The organism is Photobacterium panuliri, from assembly GCF_059920555.1.
In genome coordinates, this window is sequence record NZ_CP197193.1 from 1,425,680 (window position 1) to 1,449,529 (window position 23,850).

The following is a 23,850-nucleotide window of genomic DNA, read 5'->3' on the forward strand; positions in this document are numbered from 1 at the left end:
GTTTGATATGAATCGCAAGGTTGAAGGTAATGATGAGAAGAGCCCTTGTTCTTGGTGCCGAATATGAAATGGGCAACCTGATCAGTAAGGCTTTATCACAATACAACTGGTATGTGGTGGCGGCAATCGATGACCCACAACATACGGTCGCCTTGCATTCCGACATGACCCTCGCCGAACTGGGTGAGAAAGATGTCGAACTCTTAGAACAACTAATACAAGATGTCGATACAGTCTTCCTGCACTTGCCCGATCCGTCACTGGGCGGGCAAGTGATTTTTTCACTCGACACGGTATTGGCCCTGATCATCAAACATGGCCGTCACCTGATGCTGACGACCAATCATTACGAGCACCAATATTCACGCCTGTCCAAGCTACTTTTTTGGAAAGCAACGTCACCTATCACAACCGCTCTCCCCCATAAGCTGACCCGCCAGCTCAACGCGGCCGCCGACGCTGGTGCCAGCATAAGCGTGATGTGTTGCGGGCACAGCCTTAGCTGTGCCCGCCCACAAAGTTACCTAGGTATGTTCATAAAGGAAAACGACAATAGTCTGACCCTGCAATCTCCCGGCCCGTTTGGCCAACGTCATTATTGGACATACTTACCTGACTTTGCGGAGAATATCGTCCATCAACTCTCCACCCAAAAAACGCATCATACCCAATTAGAAGTCAGCTATTACCCGGGCCACCTGGTCAGCATCCAAGATATCGCCCGCAGCCTCGCGCTTTCCTGCGGCAAGCCGGTTAATGTCACCCAGCTCAGCTGGGGACTTATTGAGGCCATATCTCTATTTTCTCCGGTATTTCGCGGCTTGGCCCATATGCGTAGCGTCTGGCAATGTGGACAGACCATTCCATCCTCAAATCTGCTGCCACAGCAATATCTGTTCGTCCATACACCACTGGAAATTGCGGTACAGCAAAGTTGGCGGCAAGATCAGTAATCAACCCTAGCCTGAATTACATACCTTTGAACAGTGACTGTGCACGGCGGCTTACGGGTAATTTCGTACCATTAACCCGAACACTCATCCGGCCGGTAAAATCCTTGCTGACTTTCTCGATAGCCTCGACATTGACCAATGTCGAACGGTGAATTTGCCAAAATTGCTGGGGATCTATTTGCTCCAGCAGCTCCTTGAGCGGGGTACGGATCACATACTCTTCCACGGGCCCACCGGCCTTTCCCACAAATACCGAAACATACTTGTCCTCGGCTTTAAAGTAACGAATATCGCCCACCGCCAGCAGGTGGATATCCTCCCCCTTCGCCGCCTTCACCCATTTGAGGTATTGGCACGGGTTTGGCGCAGACAGCCTACTTAGCTCGTCCAGCAGGGTATTCACGCCTGCTGGAACATCGGCAGAACGCCGCATCCTAAGCTGACTGCGCAGCTTGTCGCACGTTTTCTCAAGCCGTGCCTCCGATACCGGTTTGAGGACATAGTCCACAACGTCATGCTCAAAAGCCCCTACCGCATAATCACTGTAAGCAGTCGTAAAGACGACCAACGGCGGGGATCCGAGCTGCAGCACTTTTCTGGCTACGCCCATGCCATCGAGCTCAGGCATCCGAATGTCAAGGAACATCACATCGGGTTGATATTGGCAAGCGGCCTCCCAGGCCTGTTGGCCATTGCGAGCCTGGCACACAATCTCAAGCTCGGGCCATACCTCGGCCAATGCCTTGTTCAGGTGGTGCAGCAACAATGGTTCATCATCGGCAATGACTGCCGTTGCGCGCTCGTTCATCCCTGTTCTCCTTTTCCACCAATGCATCCAGTGCGCCGCGCTCAATCCAAATCTCAGCCACCACGCCAGCCGGGGTATTGCCTCTGATTTGCAACCCGGCACCGCAGCCAAACAAGACCTCAAGGCGGTGACGGATATTCTCCAATCCCACCCCGTGTCCAATATGCTGTGACTGACCGCCCAAACCAATGCCATTGTCGCTAATACGCATCACTAACCGACGGTCTTGCTCACAGATATCTACCGTTATCTGCCCACCGTCGGCAAGCGGTTCTATCCCGTGCAAGACGGCATTCTCAACCAAGGGCTGCAATAACAGGGGGGGGCTCAACCAGCTATCACCAACCCCACTATTGCTGACAGTATAAGCTAACCGGCTGCCCAGCCGTATTTGCTGGATCGCAAGATAGGCACTGGCCAATGCAATTTCATGCTCAACGGTGACCAACCTCGCACGGTTGGCACTGAGCGTTGCCCGCAGCAACTCCGTCAGCTTGGTCAGCATGATCTTGGCAGTCTCGCGGTCATAGTCGATCAGGGCGCTGATATTGGCCAAGGTATTAAACAGGAAATGAGGTTCTATCTGACTCTGGAGCATTTTCAGCTCACTTAACACCAACGTTTTTTCCTGCTCGCTCTGCTGACGGCGAGCTTGCTCCAACGCCCTTTCCGCCACAAATTTCTGCTCTCTGACATAAAAAAAATAAAAGCAAAAGACGGTAAACAGAAAACCCAACAACATGACTGACTTCATGGCTTCCCACTCTTGAACGCCAGTCCCCGTCCAGAGCATGGCCAGAAGGCTTCCGAGAATCATCGCACTCAACAGCACAAGTACCAGCAACTGCCGGTACTGCAAGCCGGAAAATATACGTTGAAAAACCCAGGCACTGCCCAAGGCACTGTAGCCATAGCCCAGACTGATCGCCAAATGCTCGACATAACTCGATGGCCAGATCAGCCACGTCACAACGGCTATCACCACACAAATCACTGATGTTTGGATCAGCGAGTGACGCCAACTGTAATGCGCCAGTTCCTCTGCCCTATCACTCATCACAACCTCCCTTTGATATTCAAAAACAGCTGCTGTCGTTCGGGCAGCATCCGGTACACACTGTCTGCCGGGCCACCAAACCAACGCACAGCCAGTTCCACGCCAAGTCGCATCGACCCGGTATCTTTCACGGTATAATCAAGCCAACCGGTCACCACATGCCCGCTATCTTCCGGGGTGTAGAGAAGATCAATCTTCGGCGTCAAGGATTCCGGCCAAATCCCACCATATCCGCCGTTAGGGTCAAGCTGCCAGTGGAGCAGCAAATTATGTTGCCGTAAATTTACCGCTTCGAAACCATGGGCAAAGCTCATCCGGATATCCCCTTTTCCACGTCCCATATTGGCCAAAGCCGCCCCGGCTCGCGCCCATTCGCTATGACTCCAAGCCCGGCCGTCATACCAATACTCCGCAATCACCTGATGCCCGTTACTGGCAGTCCATGTTGCCCCAATCAAGGACTGTAGCGCATCACGGCCTTCACCCAATGTTACCCCGCCCCCAGCCATTACCGGCTGCTGGTAGCGCTGGTAATGGCGCTGGTAAAGAGCCGAACCGTGGAAAGACCAAGCCATACCGGATACAGTGGTAAACCCGAGACCAAGCAAGCCATGCCGGACATCGTCATAATAGGCAATGAATTGGTACTCACTATCACCTTCTAGCCGGTAATGACGGCCACCAACTCCCCGCTGCTCTGACGCTTCCTCCAAGGGGCTACCCGACTGGCTGTTCCACGAGGAATCGCTATACAACCAACTCCATTCCCCCAGCCCGTCAAAATAGGACACCGCCGCGACACCGGCCCCTTCTTCGACCGCGATCCCGACAGGGTTACGACGATATGGCTTGATCACATCAAGCGGACGGTAACCGTACCCTACTCCCCAGTCGAGGCGCACCTTGCCAAGCGTGAGATCCAGAGGCAGATCAAAAACAGAAACCGACTCTTGCCAAAACAGCTCCCGGATCACCCACTCAGCCTCAGCATCCCCACCTTGATCATCGTTCCATGCCACCAGCCGATTTCCCTTGAGGGCAAATAACCCCAACCAGCGGCGGTATTGCCATTGCAGATCCAGCAGCGCGTCAACCTGTGCACTCTCATCCTCCAGATCGGAATACTGGTTGGCACCGGAGATATGGTGATAGCCAGCACTTACCATCCAGTCCCATTCGAGCTGCCAGTCATCAGGCTGCCCCTTTGCCGGCTGAGGCAGCAGCAAAAACAACGCCAACAACAGGCACAACGAGGCTCGCAGCCTTACCGCTGCCATATCAATCATGCTAAAGCTCCGAGACGCCATTTCGTGAAAGATAGGCGGGATTGAAATACTTATCGGCCAATGCAGACGGCGCAAACGCCACATATTCAATCACCGTTTTCCGCTCTGGCTGGATCTGGTCGAGCAAGGTCATCGCAACCACAGCCGGTGAGCCATCCCGGATCCCGCGGTGATAATAGGCAACCTTGGCCATTTTCCCCGAGCGAAGATACAAATTGGCCTTGAGCGGAAAATCACTCCCCGCCTCAAGCCAGAGCTCGATCCGGTGATAGCTCGCCCCACCCAGTGTCGCCTCAAGCACTAATTTGTTGGCCAGCACCGGCTTACCATCAATAGCCTCGATCGTTTCGCTGCCTCGCCACTGGCCGGCGTAGTTCTGGCTCCAGGTCAAGGTCGAGATATCCCCCACCGACGCCTCGCCGAGCAATTTCTGCATCGGGGTGATCCTGATCGGGCGTCGGCTCTTGGGCATCAACAGCCAATAGTTATCACCAAGCATCAACATTTTCTGCCCGGCCTCCACGTCCGATTTGAACACAACCAGTGACTCACGCTCCGCCCGGGTATAAACATGGTAACGGCGGCGCTTATCGAGTGAGCCCCCCTCATACAGGCTGACTTCCGACACCACCTTGATATCACCACCATCGCTGCGGTAGTGATCGGCTCTGGCCAGCATCTGTCCGGCATCCTGCGTTTCCGTGCTGGCAGTCGTTGCTTTCCCGACCATATCGGCCATCTCCGTTGGCGTCCCCCACACCGCTGAACATAATGCCCCCCACAAAACGAACCCCGTGCCAATCGCCTGCAATAATTTCCTGCCGCCCCTTACCTGTTCAATCCATTGCCTATACATATGCCAATGCCTCCGTGATCGGTCTGCCAACCCCTTTTCGTGCCGAAAACCATGCCGCCAATAGGCAAATGGCCACACACCCTATTGTTGCCGCCAGTACCAACGGCCATGAGAAATACACCTGCAGCGGATAACCTTCGCTGTGTCCGGGAGGAGGCGGCATCCAAATATCCGCGACCATGAAAAACACCGAGGCAGAAGCCGCCAGCAGTGCCCCGGCAAGGCTTCCCAGCACCGCCAGCAAACCTGCCTCGCGCAAGAACCCCCGCACCAATTCCGAAGGAGGGGATCCCAGTGCCATCAAGGTCCCGGTCTCCCGCGTTCTTTCGGCTACCGACATCGTCATGGTATTGAACAGAGCCACAAAGACCACCAGCCCCAAAATGCTACCCAGCAGGCCGAATATCCGATCGTAAAGTGCCCTGACGCTGGTATAGAAGAATGCCCGCTCATGCCACGGTGTCATCGCCAGCTCACCCTCCACGAACTGCTCTGCCCAGCCACCGATCAGACCGGAAACTCGCTCGGTATCCGGCGTATCGAACAAAAACACCGACAGGGTACTGATCCGGTTTGAGTCCAACAGTGACTGCGCCGTATCGAGATGAATATACAGTTGGCGCTTATCAAGCTCGGGAACACCGGTAGAGAAAATCCCCCGAACCTTGAAGTCAATCGCATTCAATGCCCCGTGGCGGGTTGTTGCCAACAAGGTTGCCCAGTCACCCACCCCAAGCTGCAGATTGGCCGCCAGCGCCTCACCAAGCATAATTTGCGGCTCGGCGGGGTTGTAGCGAGGTGAATTCACCGATGACAGGGTTTTCCCCTCGATCATGGTCAGAAATGGCCCTTTCATCGCAAACTCCCTCGCCGTCACCCCCGTCCCGGTAAAAATCGTCGACTTATTGCCGTTTGAGACCAGCCCCGACAGGTAAATCCTTGGCTGGAGCGACCGAACCATAGGCGATGACACTATCGCCTGCTCCAACGCCGAGTTGCGCTCGAGACCATTGCTGAGCGGCATCTCCTCATCTTTTTCGAAAAATCCGGGCTGGCTCAAAATCAAATGGCCGCTATCTCGCGCTGCCGCCTCTTGCAGCGAGTGGTAGGTATAGAGCCCGAATCCCCCCGCCACCGACAGCGCAAATACCGCAATGGCAATGATCGTCACCGAGAGCAAACTACGGCGGCGATTACGCCAGATATTGCGCCACGCCAAACGGTAGCTCTCGCTATGTGATATAACACGCAGTGTTAACTTGCCCATGACATCCCCTCCTCGCTGATCTGGCCATCGCATAACGTCATCACCCGATCGCATTGCCTAGCCATCCGGGGATCATGGGTTGCGATGACAAAGGTCGTCCCTTGCCGGTGCCCCAGAGCCTTCATCAAGGCGATAATCTTGCCGGCGCTCTGGCTATCAAGACTCGCCGTCGGCTCGTCGGCGATAACCAGTGAGGGGCTGTGGACCAGCGCCCGGGCAACGGCAACCCGCTGCTGCTGGCCACCGGAAAGATGATCAGGGCGGTGATGGATGAACTCGGCAAGGCCAACCGCTTCCAACATCTCAGTCGCCAAACGGATCTGAGTATGGCGGTCCATACCGTTTAGCATCAGGGGAAAACAGACATTCTCCAATGCGGTCATCACGGGGATCAGGTTAAAACGCTGGAAAATAAATCCCATCTTGCTCCGGCGTAACGTAGCTGCCTGCCTTTGTTGTACCAGCCTCCCGGCCTTTGGCATCACCTCGCCATCCAGCACCACGCTGCCGTCGTATGCCATATCGAGCAACCCCAAGATATTCAGCAGGGTGCTCTTCCCCGAGCCGGATGGCCCACAAAGGGCAACCATTTCCCCCCGCTCAATTTGGCCGCTCACCCCGCATAACGCATTGACCCGCTGCCCCCCGAGGCGGTATTGGCGCTGAAGATTCTCAAATGTCAGCATTGTCTCCTCCTTACAGGCCACGATCCGAGAACACCAACGTCCTTGCCTGCAGGGTTTGAGGATGATCCTCGTGTCTCTCCCCCATCTCGGCCAGCCATGCCTCGGCTTGAACCCTGTCACCGCTACGCAGCGCCGCCTCGATGGCACCGCCGTAAATCCATGCCGTCGCCTCAAAGTTCGCCGACCTAAACGCAGGCTCGGCCAATAACCCAAGGTACAGGTCGTATCCGTGGTCGAGTTGGTTGAACAAATCCGGCAACTGGCTCAGAGAAATCGCCGCCACCGCACGGGCCAGCATATTTTCCGGCAGCCCCTGCACGATATCCGGCATAGCCTGCGCCTTGTCCTGAGCCATCGCGTCAATAAGTCCAAGCCCTTTCTCAATGCTGGCAACGCCCTGCTCGACGTACTTCATCTTGTTCCACGGCAAAAAGGCATCACGCCCCTGCAGCATTTGAGTGCTTCCCAAATAGACCAACGTTAAAGGTGTCGCGCCTTGCTGTTCAATCAACCCATTGAGTTGGTGGTACACCTCTTCGACCCGATCCTCGTTCCCCATCGCCGCCTCGTTATAAGCGTTGATCAACGCACTGTCCGGTGCGGCATATGCCATATGCATCCCCACAACCCATAACGAAGCCCACAACCCTATTTTTTTCATTTCGCAATCCTCGCAATCCCTATCAGGTAAACCGAATACCCGTCTTGTTGTATTTGAGAGTACGGCCAATACCGCACCATTGCCGCGCGATGCGACAAACGGTCAATAATGGGAGTGGATGGTAGGAACGCGGTAATGCGTAGGGAAAAAGAATATAAATAGGAAGACGACAAGAGCATCAATGAGGGAGGGGGAATTAAAACACAGCAGGCCAGCATAATGCTGGCCTGCTTGGCATACCGAGAAGCGAACGGTGTGGCCGCCTGCTATTTCTGCTGGTGGCAGTAACGCTGATAGAGTGCATCAATATCATTGCTGCACATCAAATCCATATTGGCCTGCAATTGGTCAAGTGGCCAGTCCCACCACTTCATTTCGATCAGCTTGGCAACCGAGTCCTCGTCGAAACGTTTTTTGATCACCTGGCCGGGATTCCCCACCACGACAGCATAGGGCGGCACATCTTTGGTCACCACTGCACGGGCCCCAATCACCGCCCCGTCACCAATAGTCACCCCCGGCATAATGACGCACTCGGAGCCAATCCAAACATCATTGCCGATCACCGTATCTCCAGCCCGCTCGAAACCGGATTTCACCTTGTCGCCAAACTTGCTGACATCAAACGGGAATGACGACACCCAGTCATGGCGATGCCCCTGGTTGCCAGCCAGCATAAAGGTCGCCCCCGAGGCAATCGAACAGTACTTGCCGATGATAAGCTGATCAACCTCGCCAAATATCCCCGATTCCCATACGGCCCGGCTGGAATGATCCCCGAGCAAATAGCGAACACAGTGATCCTCAAAATGCTTATCGTGATAATACCCCGAATAATAGGTATGCTCTCCTACCCTGATATTAGGATTATTAACATGCTCCCTGACTTCATACCCGCCAAGCCATGACGGAAAAATAGATGAAGACATAGCTACCCCTTATAATATTTGGCCATCCACCCAGACGTGTAAGCCGAAAACAGGCCATCATCGACAAGGAGCCCTCCATGCCGTTACAACAACTTTATTCAGCCTACCTCGGCGAGCTTTATGGCATTGCCTTTTTCACTGCTTTTGCCCAGAAGTATAGTAATGATAGCCACATCAATAAATGGCAACATCTGATACAAGTAGAACAAATTACTGCCAACAGGCTCAAAAATGGCTTAGAAGCGGCCAATTATCCTTGCCCGAGTCAAGATGACGAGATGGAAAGCAAAGGGCTCGAAGACGCCGAAAAATGGCTGGGGCTGGATTGGCCGACCCTGATCGACACCATGATCCCGTGGGTCGAACCTTACGCCCTACGCTACCGCGAACAAGCCGCAGCAGCCACCGAACACCAGGAGCTATTCGAGCTGGTCCAGGCTCACGAAGATGCGATTTATGAGTTCCTGCTGGCAGAGCAACACGAAAATGATAGTGGATTAGCGATACTAGCAGATTTCATTGCCGCCTACGCGCCAACAAGCCCCTCATCGGCCCAATGCACGCCACACAGCACAAAAACGCAGCCAGAGAAATAAAATGAAGAGAGCCAGCTAACACTTTGCCGATATCGCCATTGTCGCCAAACCCGGCCTGGATTATCAATCAAGCAAGGACAATTCTTGCCGGGGGGAAGAGTGATGGAAAAAAAGCATCCGACACGCTGTGTAATTTTCGATTGTGACGGTACCTTGGTGGACAGCGAAATTCTGTGCAATCAGGCCCTAGTGAATATATTCACCCGTCAAGGAGGACAACTGTCACTGGCAGAGTGCATCGCAAATTTCCAAGGTGGGAAAATTGTCGACATCCTTGCCGAGACTAAAGCCCGTACAGGCGTAACTACCTCCATCGACGAGCTAGAGCCCATGTACCGCGAAGAGTGCCGCCAGCTGTTCGAACAATACCTCAAGCCCATAGACGGTATCCCCGAACTGCTCGCCACGCTGGAAGCCAAGGGGATCGACATGTGTATTGCCTCCAATGGCCCTGTGTTCAAAATGAAGCACGCCCTCGGACTAACACAGCTCATGCCCTATTTTGAAGGCAAGCTATTTAGCGGCTTCGACGCCAGCAGCTGGAAACCCGATCCGGATCTGCTCCATTATGCTGCTATGCACATGGGGTACCGTTTGCAAGACTGCGTGTTCGTCGATGATACCGTCAAGGGAATACAGGCCGGGATCAATGCCGATGTCCCGACCTTTCACTACAATGCGCATTCCTCTGTAGGATCATACCTCCCACCGCAGGTCACTACGCTCAGCAGCATGCTCGCGCTGCTCGACCATATCGAGCCGGCCTAGGTTTACACCCCATATAGCGAAGCCTGCGTTCAGCGGCTCGCTGTATTATCATCAGTCGGCTTTCGGCTTGAGCCGTATAACCGCCCCTGCCAATTTTCCACCTGCCCGCTATCAACCCGTTTGGCAAAGACCCGGGCAATCTCATTCCCCAGCGCCGGCAAAACACTCAGCTCAGCAGCAACGGCAAAGTTATCAGGTTCGATGTAAAGGTAATGCATGACTCTAGCAATCGACCATTGCGGGTTTGGACGTTTGATCACCACAATCTCATCGCCAACGGCAATACGTCCCCCGTCCAGAATCCGATAAAACCAACCGGTTACCGCATGTTGCTGAACATAATGAGCCATATCAGCAACACCAAAACGGTCATTGAGCTTGAAGCAAGGCGCACGCGGCAGGCTGATTTGTGCCCTGACATCACCGATCATCACAACATCACCGATACACAGCGTTTCCTCGTTCATACCGGCCGCAACGATATTCTCGCCAAAGCCCCCCAGCACAAGGTATCCCGAGGCATCGGGAAACTCGCGACGCAAACTATCATAGTGACCACAATCATATTGCAGCAATGCCCTTTCACTACCACCATGAAACGACTCAGCCTGCTCATCACCGACAATACCCAATTCGTTCACCACCACAGATTCAACCAACTGCTTATCGATAGCACTGTCGCGGCCACCAGCGGCCATTGCCTGAACCTTTCCGAGACGCAGTTCCAAGACTTGTGATTTGACCACGTTCCCCACTCCTTTGTTGTGATTGTTGTGATTATAGCCAGCTGCCTCAAGTCGCTCATTTAAGCGCACTATGGACATTTGAGGTAACTAGGAGATATAGGGTAACAGAACGCCCTACGACCTGTTAGCGCCAGTAATAGCCATAGTAGTAAATAATGAATCCGCTATTTATGCCCCATTGCTTACTGCGAACAAGATCCATATCAATGCGGATCAATGATCATGGCTAGATCCCGTAATGGGATCACCGTCATTCAGCTTGATCATCGTTCTGGAGCCAGAGCTGAATCCCATTAATCCTACTAAAATTTTCAATGTGATAGAGCGAAGACGGTGCGATAATACACAGTGCGAACACTTTCGATTAAGGAACAATCATGACCAACTGGAAAATCGCCCCACAGACTGTTTTTGCCGCCTCGCCGGTTGTCCCTGTGATGGTTATCGAGCGCCTAGAAAATGCCCTCCCTATGGCAAAGGCATTATTGGCAGGTGGGATATCTGTATTCGAGATCACTTTACGAACCGACTGTGCCCTTGACGCTATCCGTACCATTGCCGAAGCCATGCCGGAAGCAATGGTAGGAGCAGGAACGGTTCTGACGGCCAAGCAATACGACGACGCCGTGGCAGCGGGAGCCAAGTTCGCAATCTCACCGGGTATGACCCCAGCCCTGCTCAACCATGCCAAAAACGGCAACGCGCCACTGATCCCCGGGGTGGCGACGCCATCCGAAATCATGCAGGCTATGGAGCTTGGCTACACGGATCTGAAATTCTTCCCGGCCGAAACCAACGGCGGAGCCAAGGCACTGGCAGCCATCGCAGCAGCGCTGCCGCAAATCAGCTTTTGCCCTACGGGCGGTATCAACCCGGCCAATGTCGAGCAATACACAGCCTTGAAATGCGTGGCAACCGTGGGCGGCTCATGGATGCTCCCCAAAACGCTCATCGATAACGGTGACTGGACCGAAATAACCCGCCTCTCACAAGAAGCTGTGGCCTTGGTTAGTCGCTAAGCCATCCTGTAATTATCTGTTATTCCCCTCCCCCGCTATTGCCAGCTCAATAAGATATCAATAACGGGGGGATACCAACCAACTCACTTTAACGGTAATTCATTGATAAAAATAAACATTTAATCAGTCACCCATCGCAAAAATCATGCATTGCCATTTTCATAACAACCACCGCAATGAAACTATTCACTCTCGGCATCAAGGTATCCATTACGGCAATAATATGATTGACTGAATTCATTCTGAATCCGACACCTTGAGGTCACTTGAACCCCACTCCACAAGGAAATGGATAATGAAAAAAGTAGGCATTTTAATTGCGTCACTATTGATGGGCTGTAACTCATCCGACACCGACCCTGTCAAGCTTTCCCACCAACCACTCACCAGCAGCAGCATCGACGCTGAGCATTCCGACTTATCAACATTTATTACAGCCACCCGCGGCTATGATCTCATCGGATTGGGCGAGAGCTCGCATCAAGGCTCGAAGACCTTCAGCTACCGCGGCAGAATGGTAAAAGCCCTGCATCAAAATAGCGACTTGGATTTGGTCGCCTTCGAAGCTGGCCTATATGATGGCCTGGCGGCCTGGCAGAACTACCTGACGGGTAAACAAACCCTGTTAGAGGCGGTGACAGGGCCGGATGCCAACTATATGTTCATGCACCGCCTAAGCAAGGAAATGTCCGGGTTATTCAATTACATCAACGATGTCGATCAATTCAACAACCCCTTGATATTGGCGGGGTACGAAGCGAGGATCACCAGCGATCCAGGATGTTCCGTGATGTTCGACGAGCTAGAGCGCTATCTGGATGCCAACAGCCTCATTACTGATAATTACTCACAGGTAAAACAACTGGCACCGCGCATGATGTGCCCCTGGTATTTTGACGATGCCTTTACCCAACCTGACCATGACACTCTGGTTAATGCACTATCCGAACTAGAGGCTTTGCTGTCTGAACAAAAAGGGCGGGAAAACATACCGGCTTACAACCCAGCCACACCACGCAACTTCCGGGATTACGCCTCATTCTGGCTCCAAATCGCCAAAAGCTTGAAGGCATTCTCATCAACCCGGATCAACAATGAAGACTACTCATATGCCGATTACCAATCCGCTGAAAACGTACGCTGGCTGCAAGAGGAATGGTTCAACAACCAAGGACAAACCCTGATCTGGGGCCACAATATCCATGCAACCCCACTGGCAGGCTCGGTGGTTGACGCAACCCGCCAGCGCTACCCCGATGTCTCGGTATATAGCGTCATGCAACTAATGCACAAGGGAGAATTAGCCGCCTACACACCGGATACCTCAAAGTGGCATAGCGATGCCTCACCAGTCAATACCGTTCAAGGCTCCCTCAACCACAAACTCTATCAGGCCAACTTGCCCGATACCTTTATTGACCTAGGATCGCAAACTACCGAGCAGGGGATGCTCTTCCATAGCCCACAACATATCCAACTAGCCTTTGGCGAACCGATCCTTGATTTACCCAGCGCGTTAATGGACGGCATCCTCTTCATTCCAGAAGAGCAGCCAGCCACACCACGCTGACAGGCATCAATAATACCAGTCGTCGTAAATATAACGGTTGATATACACCGCTACCCAACCAGCCCCTTCGGGGGCTTTGGTGCCCGGCAGCTTGAATTTTGGGTAAAAAAAAGCGAGCCGGTCGATGGCTCGCAAAAATAACTCATATATTGCATTTCGAGAGGGTGACAAAGTCTGCGCCGCCATCCATGACGGGCAACCACTTATCTCATCGAAAGGGACAAAGGTTATATCCGGGCACTATATTGACCTAAAAATACAACTCGATGTCAGAAAATTGTCAAAATGCGTCAAATAATAGTTTTTTTTTAGCTATGCGTTCCATTTGTCACGCAACGATCATGGTCAAAAACCACAAACTACAAAGTTTATCGCATAAATCGCCCTATCCTGCGCCCCTTCCTTAGTCAAAAACAGTACCCACAGAGAGATATATTGAATGCTCGCCGCCCTCCGCCTGGCCATAGGCGAAATAGATCGGTCCCAACGGTGAGTCCAACCCGACAAACACACTACCGGCATTGAGGGTTTCCCCCCAACTGATATTCTCGCCCTGATCCCACACATTGCCTTTTTCGATAGAGGCGCCGATATACACAGGGATCGACAGCGCACCGAAATTGTTCTCCATCAACTGGTAGCTGTAAATCAAGCCAGTAAACAGGCGGTAGCGCCCATTGAGCTCATAGCGATGGTAGCCCGACATATTGAACAGGCCGCCCAGATCCTGGACGTAAATAGGCAGTAAATCGTCGCCCTCACTACCGGAGAACTTACCGATAGCCAGCAAACTGTGTTTGTCATAACTGATCGGCTTGAACAACTTGACGTCGTAGTAGACGTTGTCATCTTCGAATTCATCCAACGCATTGACTTGGCTGGTACTCGTCCCCATCCCCAGCTCAGCTTCCAATAGCCAGCCCGTCCGAGGGAAGAACATATTATCCAGATCGTCATAGACAAAGGCCATATAAGGCCCGTGGACATCATAATCCTGTCGGTTGATCTGGTTCGTTTCCACCACCTTGCCGCGCTGCCCACGGTAACCCAGCGTCAGGGAGCTCCATGGCCGCAGATTCCATCCCAGCTCGGCAAATCCGTGGAAGACCTCATACTCGGTCTCGACCACGCTTCCCGGCTCACGGCCTATGAAATCCGCCTGCTCCTCGGACAAGCGGAACTGGCGCAGTTCTCGGTTCCACCCCGCCCCAAAATTAGTAAACAGCGTCTTCTGGTAGTCCAGAGGGAAATAGAAACTGGTATGGATCTGTTTCCAGCTACCGAGCAGCCATTCAAACTGCCATTCACCGCCCTTGTCGGTCAAATCGGTATAGATATACTGTGCGCCGAAGGAGAAATCCGAACGATTGGCAAAATCGTCCTCAAACGCAAACTTGAAATTGAGATAGCCCGGCCCCCAGCTTTTCTCGTTGATATCCATCACCAGCACGTTGACCCCCTCCTGATGATCAATCTGGTAGGTGATCCGCTCGAAAATATCTTCGCTGTTTAGTCGTTTGACAGCCCGATCCAGCTCGCTGGCACTGATCACCCGACCGGGCTCTAGATTGAGCAATGCCCTTAATGCGGCATCGGAACGACGAGTTCCATTGATGATGTCAATTCGGTCGATGTAATAGGCAGAGCTCGCCGTCAAACGGCTACGTCGATCGAGCTTGCTCGCCCGGTAGGCTTGATATTCATCAGATGATACCTGATAGCGCAATAACTCAGGCAAAGCCGCCAGTGCCACTTTCCGACCGGCCGCGTAGGCCAGCTCCATCTTGTCAAAATCAGGGGCCAGCATAAAACCGACTTCCGGCTGAAGATACGTATCGCGGTCTGTCAGTAGTGCCTTTTGCTGATCGGCACTGGAATTGGTCATGAATGTCGTCAGCTGGCCGATAATATTGAACGCACTGCCCAACTCCGCCTCGGCAAACAAGCTATCGCGCAAATCCACCGCGATCACCACATCGGCCCCGAGCGATTTGGCCACATCAACGGGCATATTGTTGACCACGCCACCGTCGACCAGTACTTGATCATTGATCCGTACCGGCTGCAGGGCGCCGGGCACCGTCATCGATGCCTGCATCGCTGTTGCAAGGTGGCCACCATCGAGCACAACAGGCTTAACCCTGACAATATCCGTGGCAACCGCCCGGTAAGGTATCGCCAGCTGATCAAAGCTGTCGAGCCTTGGCAAATTGCCGGTCAATTGGCCAAGCAGCGTTGCCATGCCCTGCCCCTGAAATGCCCCCGATTTGGACTGGTAGCTACCATCGATATCAATACCGATATCAGTGTAAATCTGATAATCGTCATTTTGTTTTTTGCGGCGCAGAACAAGATCATTGCGTCCGACCCGATCCTCATAGCCGGAAGACCAGTCGGCCTTCAGCGTCCGACGGTACAGCTCATCGGCCGACAGGCCCATCGCATAGATCCCGCCGACATAGGCTCCCATACTGGTACCGGTCACAATATCAACCGGGATCCGGTTTTCTTCCAATACCGATAATACGCCAATATGGGCCGCCCCCTTGGCTCCGCCGCCGCTAAGGGCAACGCCAACTTTCAAACGCTCTTCAGCAGCCTCTGTGCCAGGGGCGGCACACAAAATAGAAATGGCCAATACAGCCACATGCTTGCCGTGCAAAGCCAGCCAACCCATGCCTAATCCTTTCTAAAGACAATAAAAGAGATATACCCAAACTACTTCAATTTGCCCGCTAGGCTCAAGTGAGAATCGGCATGCAGCCGGGTCGATCGTACGGAAAGATGATCAAGCTACTATAGCTTGATCATTAGAGAGAGGGGATCAGACGATCAATGTCATTGGGCCATATCGTCAAGGGCTGTCATAACCTGCTCGTTGTAGTGCCCCTCGAAGACCAATTTGCAAACCTTGCGACGCACGGCAAGGCCGGAGATCAAACGCTCAATCGACAAATGACGTGCATCTTGCTGCTCGTTGTAAAGCTCGATGGTCCGGCTAAGCGTCTCATACGGGACAACCTCACCGCTGACCCGCAGCCAATCAAGCTTCTCCAGCAGCGTATGGCACTCTTCGCTGATTGCCGATGCAGAGTGACCACTCATTGCCGATAACGCCGTTATACTGCGTTGCAGGGCCTCTGGAGAGGTGTATTTAGACAAAGTTATGGTCAATTCATCTGCGTTGATTTCAACCAAATGCTTACGCAGCTTAACCCTGCGGCCGAGTCGCCCCTTGGTCCGCCCTTCCTTGCGCTGGATCGGCTCGAATTCGCCGTCAATAATTTCAGACAGCTGATCGAGCTCCTGCCGCGGCATAATTTCATTACGCAGCGGGTTGGGCATGGTCGGTGCCATTGAGCGCTTGCCTTCATTGGTCGTTTTGGCCCGCGAGAAGCGGATCACCTCATCGGCATCGCAACGAATGTCAATCTGGTAATCGCAATAGCGCTTGTTTTCCTCATGCGGAGTAATCGTCAAATGATATCCCCACAAATTCACCGCAAACACATTATCGGTGATCTTGCCCTCGGCCAATTTGCGCAATTCGCGGATCAAATCGGTAGAAAAGCGGCGCCATTCAATATTGCGAGCCAGCTTCTGGTTGAGCTCGCTGAGCAGCATCGAATCATTGATTCGGCGTGACATCCGGCTCCGGAAAAAGGTGTAGAGCTGGAAGACCAACGTGTGCTGGCGAAGGATCTCGGGCGGGAACAGGAAGAAATAATCCCGGGTCAGCAACTCGTCGAAAAACGACGGCTCCCAAACCAGAATATACAAATTAGGCTTGATCTTGATTTCGCCGTCATCGCCTTCCTTCGGTGCTTCCTCAGAAGCGGTGATGGTTCGGGCCAGAAAACGGAAGCGATCACTTTTGAATCCTTCCGGCATGTTGTCACTAAGCCAACGCCCAGTTAGTTCATGCAGCTGGAAGTCGGTAAACTCGATGCGATCGATACTCTCGCGGATCGAATCACGCGCGGGGCCGCTGTCTTTCTTGCCACGTAACGCCAGAATATCAGTAATGTATATCGGCGTTTTATTCCCCATGGTGCGGGTCTGAATTTCGTAGTCAGCCAGATGATGATCGTGATACTGCACGGTCATTGTGAACAAGGCAAACAAGGTCATCAAATCATCAACCGTCATAATTGACTTGGACGATCGCGTTTCGATGATCGCTTTGGTTCCGCTGATCGCCACCATTGATTTTTGATAACTTTTCTTGGTACGAGGAGGCGCGAGCGCCTGATCGATGATCCCCGCCCAGCTTGTCGGAGAGACGACGATCTGATCTGCCTCATCTGGCATGGTTGGCGGCGTACCCAGGCCATGTTCGCTGAGTAGCTGTCGATTAACAAAATTTTGCGCTAAGGCTTTTGAACGTTTTTGTTTTGCCTGTGCTCTGCTTTGATCAGAATTAAGGCTGCCGGTGCCTAGTTGGGAAACAAGTAACGCCGGATTGATAAAATGATGCAGCATGGTCTTGCCAGCCAGACCTTCTTCGAAACGAACAGGCTGTTGACGAAACAGGCCAACACTCACTGCGGCACGCAAACGCTGCTGAATAGCCGCCCGGGTTAACTGTCCTTCGGTTGCTTCGACAAGTTCAGTTGTCGATACCATGCCGTCTTGAGTCGATAGCCCACGCAGTGAAATTAAATTCAAGAGTTCAATAATACTCTTGGTAACACCTTTGAAATGTTGGTACTGAGGTAGCCAGTCGATCAAATTTGCCGGTATGGCAAACAAGTGGCCATCTCGGTGCGTACGCGGCGCCTGAATAAGGATTTTTTCTGTATTTTTAGTTTCAGGAGTCGTTGGTGGGTTCATTGATCACTTGCCGTAGATACATCATTTTTCCGTGAAAGATTAATAGAAACAGATCAAGAAAGAAAGATCTTTTTATTATTTCTATATAACTGATCTTTTATGATTATTTTGATCTCTATGATTAACTGATCTTATGATCTGGTCAATTTTTCCATCGTAAGTTATTGACTTAAATAGGAATAAAAAAAGCCCCATATGGAACGATGATCAACACACTTCCGGAACGCTGATCAAAAGCCCTCCGTAAACATGATCATAGTCGATCCGAAAAGATGATCATCATAAGTTTGAAACGATGATCAAAACAATATCGCAAGCATGATCAATGTAGCATTACAGTTTTCCCACAGACTTATCCACAGAGCGCTAGGCGTATTCCTAAAATCATCGTTTTTGCCCGTTAAATATAAGCGATTTCCACTGGAGCGATGATCATGATTGTGTATTTCAAACCTCGAGGAGCGGCCATTGCCCTCATTTCTGCGCTGTCAGTTCGAAACCTGCTGTTTATTTAGTCATATTCAAAATGACACTTACCGTAATCTTTGGGAATTTTATCATGTGTCCGGTGCGGAGAAATGATCAAGATGACAATCGTGTATTTCAATTCGTGGCCAGAACACGGTTACGTCATGATAATGCGCCATTTATTACGGGTGCTAATGCTTGCTCAGCCCTTGTCCAGTCTACATTTTCCGTAAATTAGCGGTACTTTATCATGCTTCCGTATTGTTTTGCGATTATTGATCTTCATCCTTGATCATTGTTTCAGATCCTTCCCTGCGATCGTTGATTCAATTTACATGGTTCATCGCCTTGATCATCGTTTCTGCTACGGCATGAATTGCCGGGAACAATGATCAAGCGTTAATCGATCAATCTTCGTTTTCTGGGCTTTATCTATGAATATGTCTGACTTTTCCTGGTTTCAGGGTGATCGTTAGCCGATGAATCATGCATCTATTGATATTCAGGCTGAAATTGTCTGTTTCAGGCCGAAATCATAGTAATCTGATTTCGGATTAAGTTGGCAGCCACAAAGAGTGGCTTTAATTGAAACAGCATTGCCCGTAATTAAGCGGTATATTTTTACGCTTCCGGTAGCTAGGCTTGATTTACATTGTAAATGAGTGACACCGTAACACTTTTGCGGTGTGGTTTATTTAGGGTAATTACCCATCTAGATTTAATAAATTGAGCCCGATTTTTTATGTTTTTTGCTTGATTTTTTGCTTTATGCTGAGATAAATATCACAGACTAATGTTCAGCTTTTTGTTGTTTTGCTTTCTATTTGTTGTACAATTTATGCCAATCAGTAGATGGTGATGAAGATAATGAATAGGGAACAGACCATAGAAAACTTGCTCGATATCGCCGAGCAGACGAAACAGGTTCAGGCTGATCGAATCGAAATTGTCTTGGAAGAGCGCCGGGAGGAAATGTTCCCGCCGATGTCGAAGGCATTGATGGAATCACGCTCTGGCCTTACCCGCCGCAAGCTTGACGATGCCATTTCCAGGATGGAAGCGACAGGGCATCAATTTACAAAAAACAATGCAAACCACTACTCTATCACGCTCGAAGAAGCGCATAAATTGATGGAAGCGGCACGCAAACCTGCTTTTTACGAGCGCGAGGGTGCTGGCCGAAAACCTTGGATTGTCAATGTACAGAACCAAAAAGGCGGAACAGGCAAATCGATGACTGCGGTTCACCTTGCTGCTTGTCTTGCGTTGGACTTGGACAAACGTTACCGCATTTGCTTGATAGACCTTGACCCACAAGGATCGTTGCGCCTGTTCTTGAACCCGCAGATCAGTGTTGGTGAGCAGGAAACCATTTATTCAGCGGTTGATGTCATGTTGGGGAATGTGCCGGAAGGCCAGCCAATTGACAAAGAGTTCGTGATGGGCAACGTTGTCATGCCGACTCAATACCCTAACCTGAAAACCATTGCTGCGTTTCCTGAAGATGCGATGTTCAATGCCGATGCATGGCAGGATTTGGCTGAAAATCAAGATCTTAGCATTGTCCGTTTGCTAAAAGAGCGGGTGATTGACACGATTGCCGATGAATTCGATATTATTATGATCGATACCGGCCCGCATATCGATCCGCTGGTTTGGAATGCGATGTATGCATCGAATGCACTGATTATTCCGTGTGCAGCCAAACGTCTTGACTGGGCATCAACGGTTAACTTTTTCCAGCATTTGCCTACCGTTTATGAAATGTTTCCGGAAGATTGGCACGGCTTAGAATTCATTCGCCTTATGCCTACAATGTTTGAAGATGACAACAAGAAACAAGTATCTGTCCTGACTGAAATGAACTATCTGTTGCGTGATCAGGTGATGATGGCAACAGTTCCCCGCAGTCGTGCGTTTGAAACCTGTGCAGATACGTACAGTACCGTATTTGATCTGACGGCTGCGGAATTTGAAGGTGGCAAGAAAACCTTGTCAACGGCCCAAGAAGCCATACAGCGCGTCGGCCTTGAGCTTGAGCGTGTGATGCATAGCCATTGGGCAAATTTGAACCGGGAGTAACGAGTTAGATGGCAATCAAAACCAAAGATCTGAATGCGCGCCTGTTCGGCAAGGCCGACAAACGCCGTGCGACGACGCCATCAGAAGCACAAACAGCCGCCCGCGACAAAGCATCAGTTATCGAGCTCGCAGTAGCCGGGGAAGAAACCGTAGCCTTTGAGCTGGTGAAAATCGCGGCAGGCGATGTTGCCAGCAAGACTCAGGTTTTTGCTGAAAACGCCCGTGAACAGGCATTTCTGAACGAACATGCATTGGCAGATATCCTTAATACCCTCAAAGATCGAGGTCAGCAATACCCGGCGGTAGGTCGCTGGCTGGCAGACGGACGAATTGAGGTATTGGACGGTAGCCGTCGCCGGATGTCTTGTATCCTTGCTGAAAAAGATTTCCTTATCTACGTAGGTAAGGGGATCAATGGCGAGCATGCAAAGTTTTTGTCCGATGTTGCGAATGCACACAAGCCGCTTTCGCTTTATGAGCGCGGTAAAGAGATGCAGGCTTTGCTTGATTGCGGGAAGGTTGCGGATCAAAAAGAGCTGGCCAAATACTGCCAGTGCAGTGAGGCCCTGGTGAGTGGTGCCCTCAAGGCTGCCGCTTTGCCGATGGAATTGTTGATGGCCTATCCGAGCGTTGGTGAGCTGGGCCGTCCGACCATTGTTAAGCTGCACCGCCTTTATTTTGGTCTGGATAGCCAACAGCAGGCAGGATTTGTTTCTCAATTGGAAAAAGGCGGCGAGGCCTTGTGGAAGAGCATTGATGCTACGGGGATCACTCGAATTACCCGTGAAGTGACAAACATGCTCGAAGCGATGGGTGAGACAATCAAGCCAAAGGTTGAGATTGAAAAACCAAAGCCTCAGGAATTGGTCAAGGGTAAAATTAGTTATCTCCGAGATGGCGATAAGCTTCAGCTTAAAATGAAGAAGCTTAGTGAGCGTCAGATGGATGAAATTCTTGCCTATTTGAATGATTATTTGAAGTAAGCGTTATTGATAGTCATCTTTGATTCTATCTATCGTTTGTAAAAAAACCACGCCTAATGGCGTGGTTTTTTTCGTTCTGGCCACCGGGCTTGGTATGATTCAAGCAATATTTGGTTTACGAGTTTATCCATGCATTCTCTCAATACGTTTTGTTCTAATTTAATTGCTAGAGCTGCCCGTCATCATATTCGTTTGCTTGTTGTCGCAGAGGGTTCAAGCGAATGGGGCTCTCAGGTTGCCTCGCAATTTAGCCAATATTACTCCAGGGTACTTGTATGTGGAGAGCCTGTGCTCGAATCAGTAACAACGGTTCCCTTCCGTCAGGCGCGTAGTCATCTTGGTCAGGAATGCGACTGCCTCGTCTACAACGGCTATTGTGGTTTTGATGCTGAAGCTCTGGGCGCTCTTTCAGGAACAATCGTGGGAGGTGGCACTATGGTGTTATTGCTGCCAGAGGATTCATTAACCCCCGATTCTCTATTTGAGCGCCGTATGCGCAGCCGTTTAAATGAGGCTGAGGTTATTCGTTTAGTGGAAGGTAAGCCGTTGCCTGACATTTCAGCGGTATTTGCCGGTACAGGTAGTGGTGTATTGCCATTCCCGGGGATGAATCGACCTTCGCTTGATTTTGGTGCCATAACAGAATCACAGCTGGCTGCGATTGAAGCGATACGCCGGGTGGTGACGGGCCACCGCAAACGACCGCTAGTTCTAACGGCCGATCGTGGACGAGGCAAATCTGCGGCTATGGGCTTGGCCGCGGCGAGTCTGCTGCGAGAGCGAAAGATCGGTATTGGTGTTGTTGCGCCTAGCTACCAGAGTTCGGCAACCTTGTTCCGTCATGTCGCAGAGCAACTCGGTCTCGAATTTATCCAGCAGAGAAAGTTGGCGATTGCTGATAGCTATCTGGAATTTATCTCGCCCGATAATTTGCTGCACCACACACCTGCTTTCGACTTAATTCTGGTTGATGAGGCCGCAGCGATACCTGCACCTTTGCTTAGTCAGATCCTTGAGCATTATAACCGGTTGGTTTTTGCTTCAACGATCCACGGCTATGAAGGGACAGGACGTGGTTTTGCCGTTAAGTTCAGGCAACAACTAGACAGTAAAATGCCTCAGTGGCGGGGCCAAGAGATTGATGAGCCCGTTCGTTGGGCAAAAGGCGATCCGCTTGAGGCTTGGGTCTTCAGTACATTATTGCTTGATGCTGAATTAACACCATTGGCAGAAGAGATGATGACGCCGGCATCGTTGAGCTATCGGACGGTCGACAAAGAGACTCTGGCTACTGACGAGAAGCTATTGTCAGATGTATTTGGTCTTTTGGTTAACGCCCATTACCAGACATCGCCGTCAGATTTGGTAGCACTCCTTGATGATCCAGATTTATCGCTACATATCGCGCAGTGTGATGAGCTAGTGCTGGGGTGTGTCTTGGTTGCGGCGGAAGGTGGTTTTGCCGAAGACTTAGTTGCGGATATTCAGCGTGGCAAGCGCCGGCCCAAGGGGCATTTACTCGTGCAGTCGTTGGCTGCCCACCTTGGTATTGGCGAGGCTGCCGTCCAGACGGCAGGGCGGATTGTTCGTGTAGCGGTACATCCGCACTGTCAGCAGCAAGGTATTGGTAGCCATTTGTTGCGGCATGTCGCTGAATGGGGCGTTGGCAAGTTTGATTATTTGGGAACGAGTTTTGGCTATGTGCCAGAGTTGTTGTCATTTTGGCACCGTTCGGGCTACCAGGCCATACGGCTGGGTTTGAAGCGAGATGCTGCGAGTGGATACCCTTCTTTGCTGTGTGTGTTGCCTCTGACGGAGCAGAGTTCGGCGTGGTTGGGGGATGCTCGTCTGATCCACGGTTCGATGATGGCCGCTAATGCGAGCGAAGCGTTTTCGGCGATGGATTCTTATGAGTGGCTTCCGCTGTATCTTGATGCGATTGGCGGTCTTTCCGTTCCCAATTTTTCATTGCCGGCTCCTCGCTATTACCAATTATTAGGCTTGTATATGGATGGTGGGTTGGGCTATGAACTGGTTCTACCGGCTTTGCAAACGTGGTTAATTGATTATTTGAATACGCTGGTGTTACCTATTTCTGATCCTGAGCGTTTGAGAGATTGCGCGTTGATGATAGCCAAAATTATTCAGAGAAAGCCTTGGCCTGTAATCGTCGATGAGTTTGGTTTTGCTGGACGTAAACAGGCGGAGCAAGGTTTGCGAGACTGTGTTTCGCGTTATTATGATTTACAGTGTAAATCTATCCTTTATTAAATATCCGTTCT

At 51.3% G+C, this 23,850-nt stretch carries 19 protein-coding genes; 8 read left to right on the plus strand and 11 right to left on the minus strand.

Translation table 11 applies throughout. The features are described from left to right. Nucleotides 1–29 precede the first annotated feature (29 nt). Nucleotides 30–953, plus strand: a complete 924-nt coding sequence (locus ACSF8X_RS22605) for a Rossmann-fold NAD(P)-binding domain-containing protein (protein WP_053062338.1) — start codon at nucleotides 30–32, stop codon at nucleotides 951–953. Between the two features lie 16 nt (nucleotides 954–969). On the opposite strand, the gene ACSF8X_RS22610 is transcribed toward ACSF8X_RS22605, so the two are convergent. The 8 genes from ACSF8X_RS22610 to ACSF8X_RS22645 all read right to left on the minus strand — a co-directional run bounded on the left by ACSF8X_RS22610 (nucleotide 970) and on the right by ACSF8X_RS22645 (nucleotide 8,503). Further along, nucleotides 970–1,761 (minus strand): LytR/AlgR family response regulator transcription factor, encoded by a 792-nt coding sequence (locus ACSF8X_RS22610; protein WP_500851558.1) that lies wholly within the window; start codon nucleotides 1,759–1,761, stop codon nucleotides 970–972. After that, the gene (locus ACSF8X_RS22615; RefSeq protein ID WP_500851559.1) at nucleotides 1,727–2,818 is read right to left on the minus strand and encodes a sensor histidine kinase; all 1,092 of its coding nucleotides are present in this window, start codon (nucleotides 2,816–2,818) and stop codon (nucleotides 1,727–1,729) included. The genes ACSF8X_RS22610 and ACSF8X_RS22615 overlap by 35 nt, the downstream gene beginning before the upstream one ends. Further along, nucleotides 2,818–4,104 carry a hypothetical protein gene (locus ACSF8X_RS22620; protein WP_500851560.1) on the minus strand — a complete coding sequence of 429 codons (1,287 nt, stop codon included), beginning with the start codon at nucleotides 4,102–4,104 and terminating at the stop codon, nucleotides 2,818–2,820. The genes ACSF8X_RS22615 and ACSF8X_RS22620 overlap by 1 nt, the downstream gene beginning before the upstream one ends. A gap of 1 nt (nucleotide 4,105) precedes the next feature. After that, nucleotides 4,106–4,843 (minus strand): outer membrane lipoprotein-sorting protein, encoded by a 738-nt coding sequence (locus ACSF8X_RS22625; RefSeq protein ID WP_500852151.1) that lies wholly within the window; start codon nucleotides 4,841–4,843, stop codon nucleotides 4,106–4,108. A 109-nt stretch (nucleotides 4,844–4,952) separates the two neighbouring features. After that, nucleotides 4,953–6,227: an ABC transporter permease gene (locus tag ACSF8X_RS22630; RefSeq protein ID WP_500851561.1), complete on the minus strand. Its 1,275-nt coding sequence runs from the start codon at nucleotides 6,225–6,227 to the stop codon at nucleotides 4,953–4,955. Then, a complete protein-coding gene (locus tag ACSF8X_RS22635; RefSeq protein WP_047876920.1) occupies nucleotides 6,215–6,913 on the minus strand; it encodes an ABC transporter ATP-binding protein in 699 nt (232 codons plus the stop codon). Before ACSF8X_RS22635 ends, ACSF8X_RS22630 begins: the two co-directional genes overlap by 13 nt. Before the next feature lie 10 nt (nucleotides 6,914–6,923). Next, on the minus strand, nucleotides 6,924–7,574 hold the full coding sequence (locus ACSF8X_RS22640) for a hypothetical protein (RefSeq protein ID WP_500851562.1): 651 nt from the start codon (nucleotides 7,572–7,574) through the stop codon (nucleotides 6,924–6,926). 266 nt (nucleotides 7,575–7,840) lie between these two features. Then, nucleotides 7,841–8,503, minus strand: a complete 663-nt coding sequence (locus tag ACSF8X_RS22645; protein ID WP_500851563.1) for a CatB-related O-acetyltransferase — start codon at nucleotides 8,501–8,503, stop codon at nucleotides 7,841–7,843. 77 nt (nucleotides 8,504–8,580) lie between these two features. On the opposite strand from ACSF8X_RS22645, the gene ACSF8X_RS22650 reads away from it, so the two are divergent. After that, nucleotides 8,581–9,099, plus strand: coding sequence for a hypothetical protein (locus tag ACSF8X_RS22650; RefSeq protein WP_500851564.1), 519 nt, complete (start codon nucleotides 8,581–8,583; stop codon nucleotides 9,097–9,099). A gap of 102 nt (nucleotides 9,100–9,201) precedes the next feature. Then, the gene (yieH, locus tag ACSF8X_RS22655) at nucleotides 9,202–9,867 is read left to right on the plus strand and encodes a 6-phosphogluconate phosphatase (protein ID WP_047876924.1); all 666 of its coding nucleotides are present in this window, start codon (nucleotides 9,202–9,204) and stop codon (nucleotides 9,865–9,867) included. 29 nt (nucleotides 9,868–9,896) lie between these two features. Here yieH and ACSF8X_RS22660 read toward each other — a convergent pair whose 3' ends face one another. Beyond that, nucleotides 9,897–10,613: an MOSC domain-containing protein gene (locus tag ACSF8X_RS22660; protein WP_500851565.1), complete on the minus strand. Its 717-nt coding sequence runs from the start codon at nucleotides 10,611–10,613 to the stop codon at nucleotides 9,897–9,899. A gap of 377 nt (nucleotides 10,614–10,990) precedes the next feature. Here ACSF8X_RS22660 and ACSF8X_RS22665 point away from each other — a divergent pair, with 377 nt between their 5' ends. Both ACSF8X_RS22665 and ACSF8X_RS22670 read left to right on the plus strand, forming a co-directional pair. After that, a complete protein-coding gene (locus tag ACSF8X_RS22665; RefSeq protein ID WP_500851566.1) occupies nucleotides 10,991–11,632 on the plus strand; it encodes a bifunctional 4-hydroxy-2-oxoglutarate aldolase/2-dehydro-3-deoxy-phosphogluconate aldolase in 642 nt (213 codons plus the stop codon). A gap of 295 nt (nucleotides 11,633–11,927) precedes the next feature. Next, nucleotides 11,928–13,202, plus strand: a complete 1,275-nt coding sequence (locus tag ACSF8X_RS22670; protein ID WP_500851567.1) for an erythromycin esterase family protein — start codon at nucleotides 11,928–11,930, stop codon at nucleotides 13,200–13,202. A 403-nt stretch (nucleotides 13,203–13,605) separates the two neighbouring features. Here the strand turns inward: ACSF8X_RS22670 and ACSF8X_RS22675 are convergent, their stop codons facing one another. Further along, nucleotides 13,606–15,879: a patatin-like phospholipase family protein gene (locus ACSF8X_RS22675; RefSeq protein WP_500851568.1), complete on the minus strand. Its 2,274-nt coding sequence runs from the start codon at nucleotides 15,877–15,879 to the stop codon at nucleotides 13,606–13,608. A gap of 161 nt (nucleotides 15,880–16,040) precedes the next feature. Then, entirely contained in the window at nucleotides 16,041–18,035 is a 1,995-nt protein-coding gene (locus ACSF8X_RS22680; RefSeq protein ID WP_500851569.1) for a replication initiator protein RctB domain-containing protein, read from the minus strand. A gap of 1,335 nt (nucleotides 18,036–19,370) precedes the next feature. On the opposite strand from ACSF8X_RS22680, the gene ACSF8X_RS22685 reads away from it, so the two are divergent. The 3 genes from ACSF8X_RS22685 (at nucleotide 19,371) to ACSF8X_RS22695 (ending at nucleotide 23,839) form a co-directional block, all read left to right on the plus strand. Continuing rightward, nucleotides 19,371–20,585: an AAA family ATPase gene (locus ACSF8X_RS22685; protein ID WP_047876927.1), complete on the plus strand. Its 1,215-nt coding sequence runs from the start codon at nucleotides 19,371–19,373 to the stop codon at nucleotides 20,583–20,585. Nucleotides 20,586–20,593: 8 nt separating this feature from the next. Then, nucleotides 20,594–21,568 carry a ParB/RepB/Spo0J family partition protein gene (locus ACSF8X_RS22690; protein ID WP_047876928.1) on the plus strand — a complete coding sequence of 325 codons (975 nt, stop codon included), beginning with the start codon at nucleotides 20,594–20,596 and terminating at the stop codon, nucleotides 21,566–21,568. A 129-nt stretch (nucleotides 21,569–21,697) separates the two neighbouring features. Then, on the plus strand, nucleotides 21,698–23,839 hold the full coding sequence (locus ACSF8X_RS22695) for a tRNA(Met) cytidine acetyltransferase TmcA (RefSeq protein ID WP_500851570.1): 2,142 nt from the start codon (nucleotides 21,698–21,700) through the stop codon (nucleotides 23,837–23,839). Nucleotides 23,840–23,850: the final 11 nt, after the last annotated feature.

What these genes read in the sequence shown, in the direction of transcription:
- ACSF8X_RS22605 (WP_053062338.1), top strand. Translation starts at nt 30, where the DNA reads ATGATGAGAAGAGCCCTTGTTCTTGGTGCCGAATATGAAATGGGCAAC.
- ACSF8X_RS22610 (WP_500851558.1), bottom strand. Translation starts at nt 1,761, where the DNA reads ATGAACGAGCGCGCAACGGCAGTCATTGCCGATGATGAACCATTGTTG.
- ACSF8X_RS22615 (WP_500851559.1), bottom strand. Translation starts at nt 2,818, where the DNA reads ATGAGTGATAGGGCAGAGGAACTGGCGCATTACAGTTGGCGTCACTCG.
- ACSF8X_RS22620 (WP_500851560.1), bottom strand. Translation starts at nt 4,104, where the DNA reads ATGATTGATATGGCAGCGGTAAGGCTGCGAGCCTCGTTGTGCCTGTTG.
- ACSF8X_RS22625 (WP_500852151.1), bottom strand. Translation starts at nt 4,843, where the DNA reads ATGGCCGATATGGTCGGGAAAGCAACGACTGCCAGCACGGAAACGCAG.
- ACSF8X_RS22630 (WP_500851561.1), bottom strand. Translation starts at nt 6,227, where the DNA reads ATGGGCAAGTTAACACTGCGTGTTATATCACATAGCGAGAGCTACCGT.
- ACSF8X_RS22635 (WP_047876920.1), bottom strand. Translation starts at nt 6,913, where the DNA reads ATGCTGACATTTGAGAATCTTCAGCGCCAATACCGCCTCGGGGGGCAG.
- ACSF8X_RS22640 (WP_500851562.1), bottom strand. Translation starts at nt 7,574, where the DNA reads ATGAAAAAAATAGGGTTGTGGGCTTCGTTATGGGTTGTGGGGATGCAT.
- ACSF8X_RS22645 (WP_500851563.1), bottom strand. Translation starts at nt 8,503, where the DNA reads ATGTCTTCATCTATTTTTCCGTCATGGCTTGGCGGGTATGAAGTCAGG.
- ACSF8X_RS22650 (WP_500851564.1), top strand. Translation starts at nt 8,581, where the DNA reads ATGCCGTTACAACAACTTTATTCAGCCTACCTCGGCGAGCTTTATGGC.
- yieH (WP_047876924.1), top strand. Translation starts at nt 9,202, where the DNA reads ATGGAAAAAAAGCATCCGACACGCTGTGTAATTTTCGATTGTGACGGT.
- ACSF8X_RS22665 (WP_500851566.1), top strand. Translation starts at nt 10,991, where the DNA reads ATGACCAACTGGAAAATCGCCCCACAGACTGTTTTTGCCGCCTCGCCG.
- ACSF8X_RS22670 (WP_500851567.1), top strand. Translation starts at nt 11,928, where the DNA reads ATGAAAAAAGTAGGCATTTTAATTGCGTCACTATTGATGGGCTGTAAC.
- ACSF8X_RS22675 (WP_500851568.1), bottom strand. Translation starts at nt 15,879, where the DNA reads ATGGGTTGGCTGGCTTTGCACGGCAAGCATGTGGCTGTATTGGCCATT.
- ACSF8X_RS22680 (WP_500851569.1), bottom strand. Translation starts at nt 18,035, where the DNA reads ATGAACCCACCAACGACTCCTGAAACTAAAAATACAGAAAAAATCCTT.
- ACSF8X_RS22685 (WP_047876927.1), top strand. Translation starts at nt 19,371, where the DNA reads ATGAATAGGGAACAGACCATAGAAAACTTGCTCGATATCGCCGAGCAG.
- ACSF8X_RS22690 (WP_047876928.1), top strand. Translation starts at nt 20,594, where the DNA reads ATGGCAATCAAAACCAAAGATCTGAATGCGCGCCTGTTCGGCAAGGCC.
- ACSF8X_RS22695 (WP_500851570.1), top strand. Translation starts at nt 21,698, where the DNA reads ATGCATTCTCTCAATACGTTTTGTTCTAATTTAATTGCTAGAGCTGCC.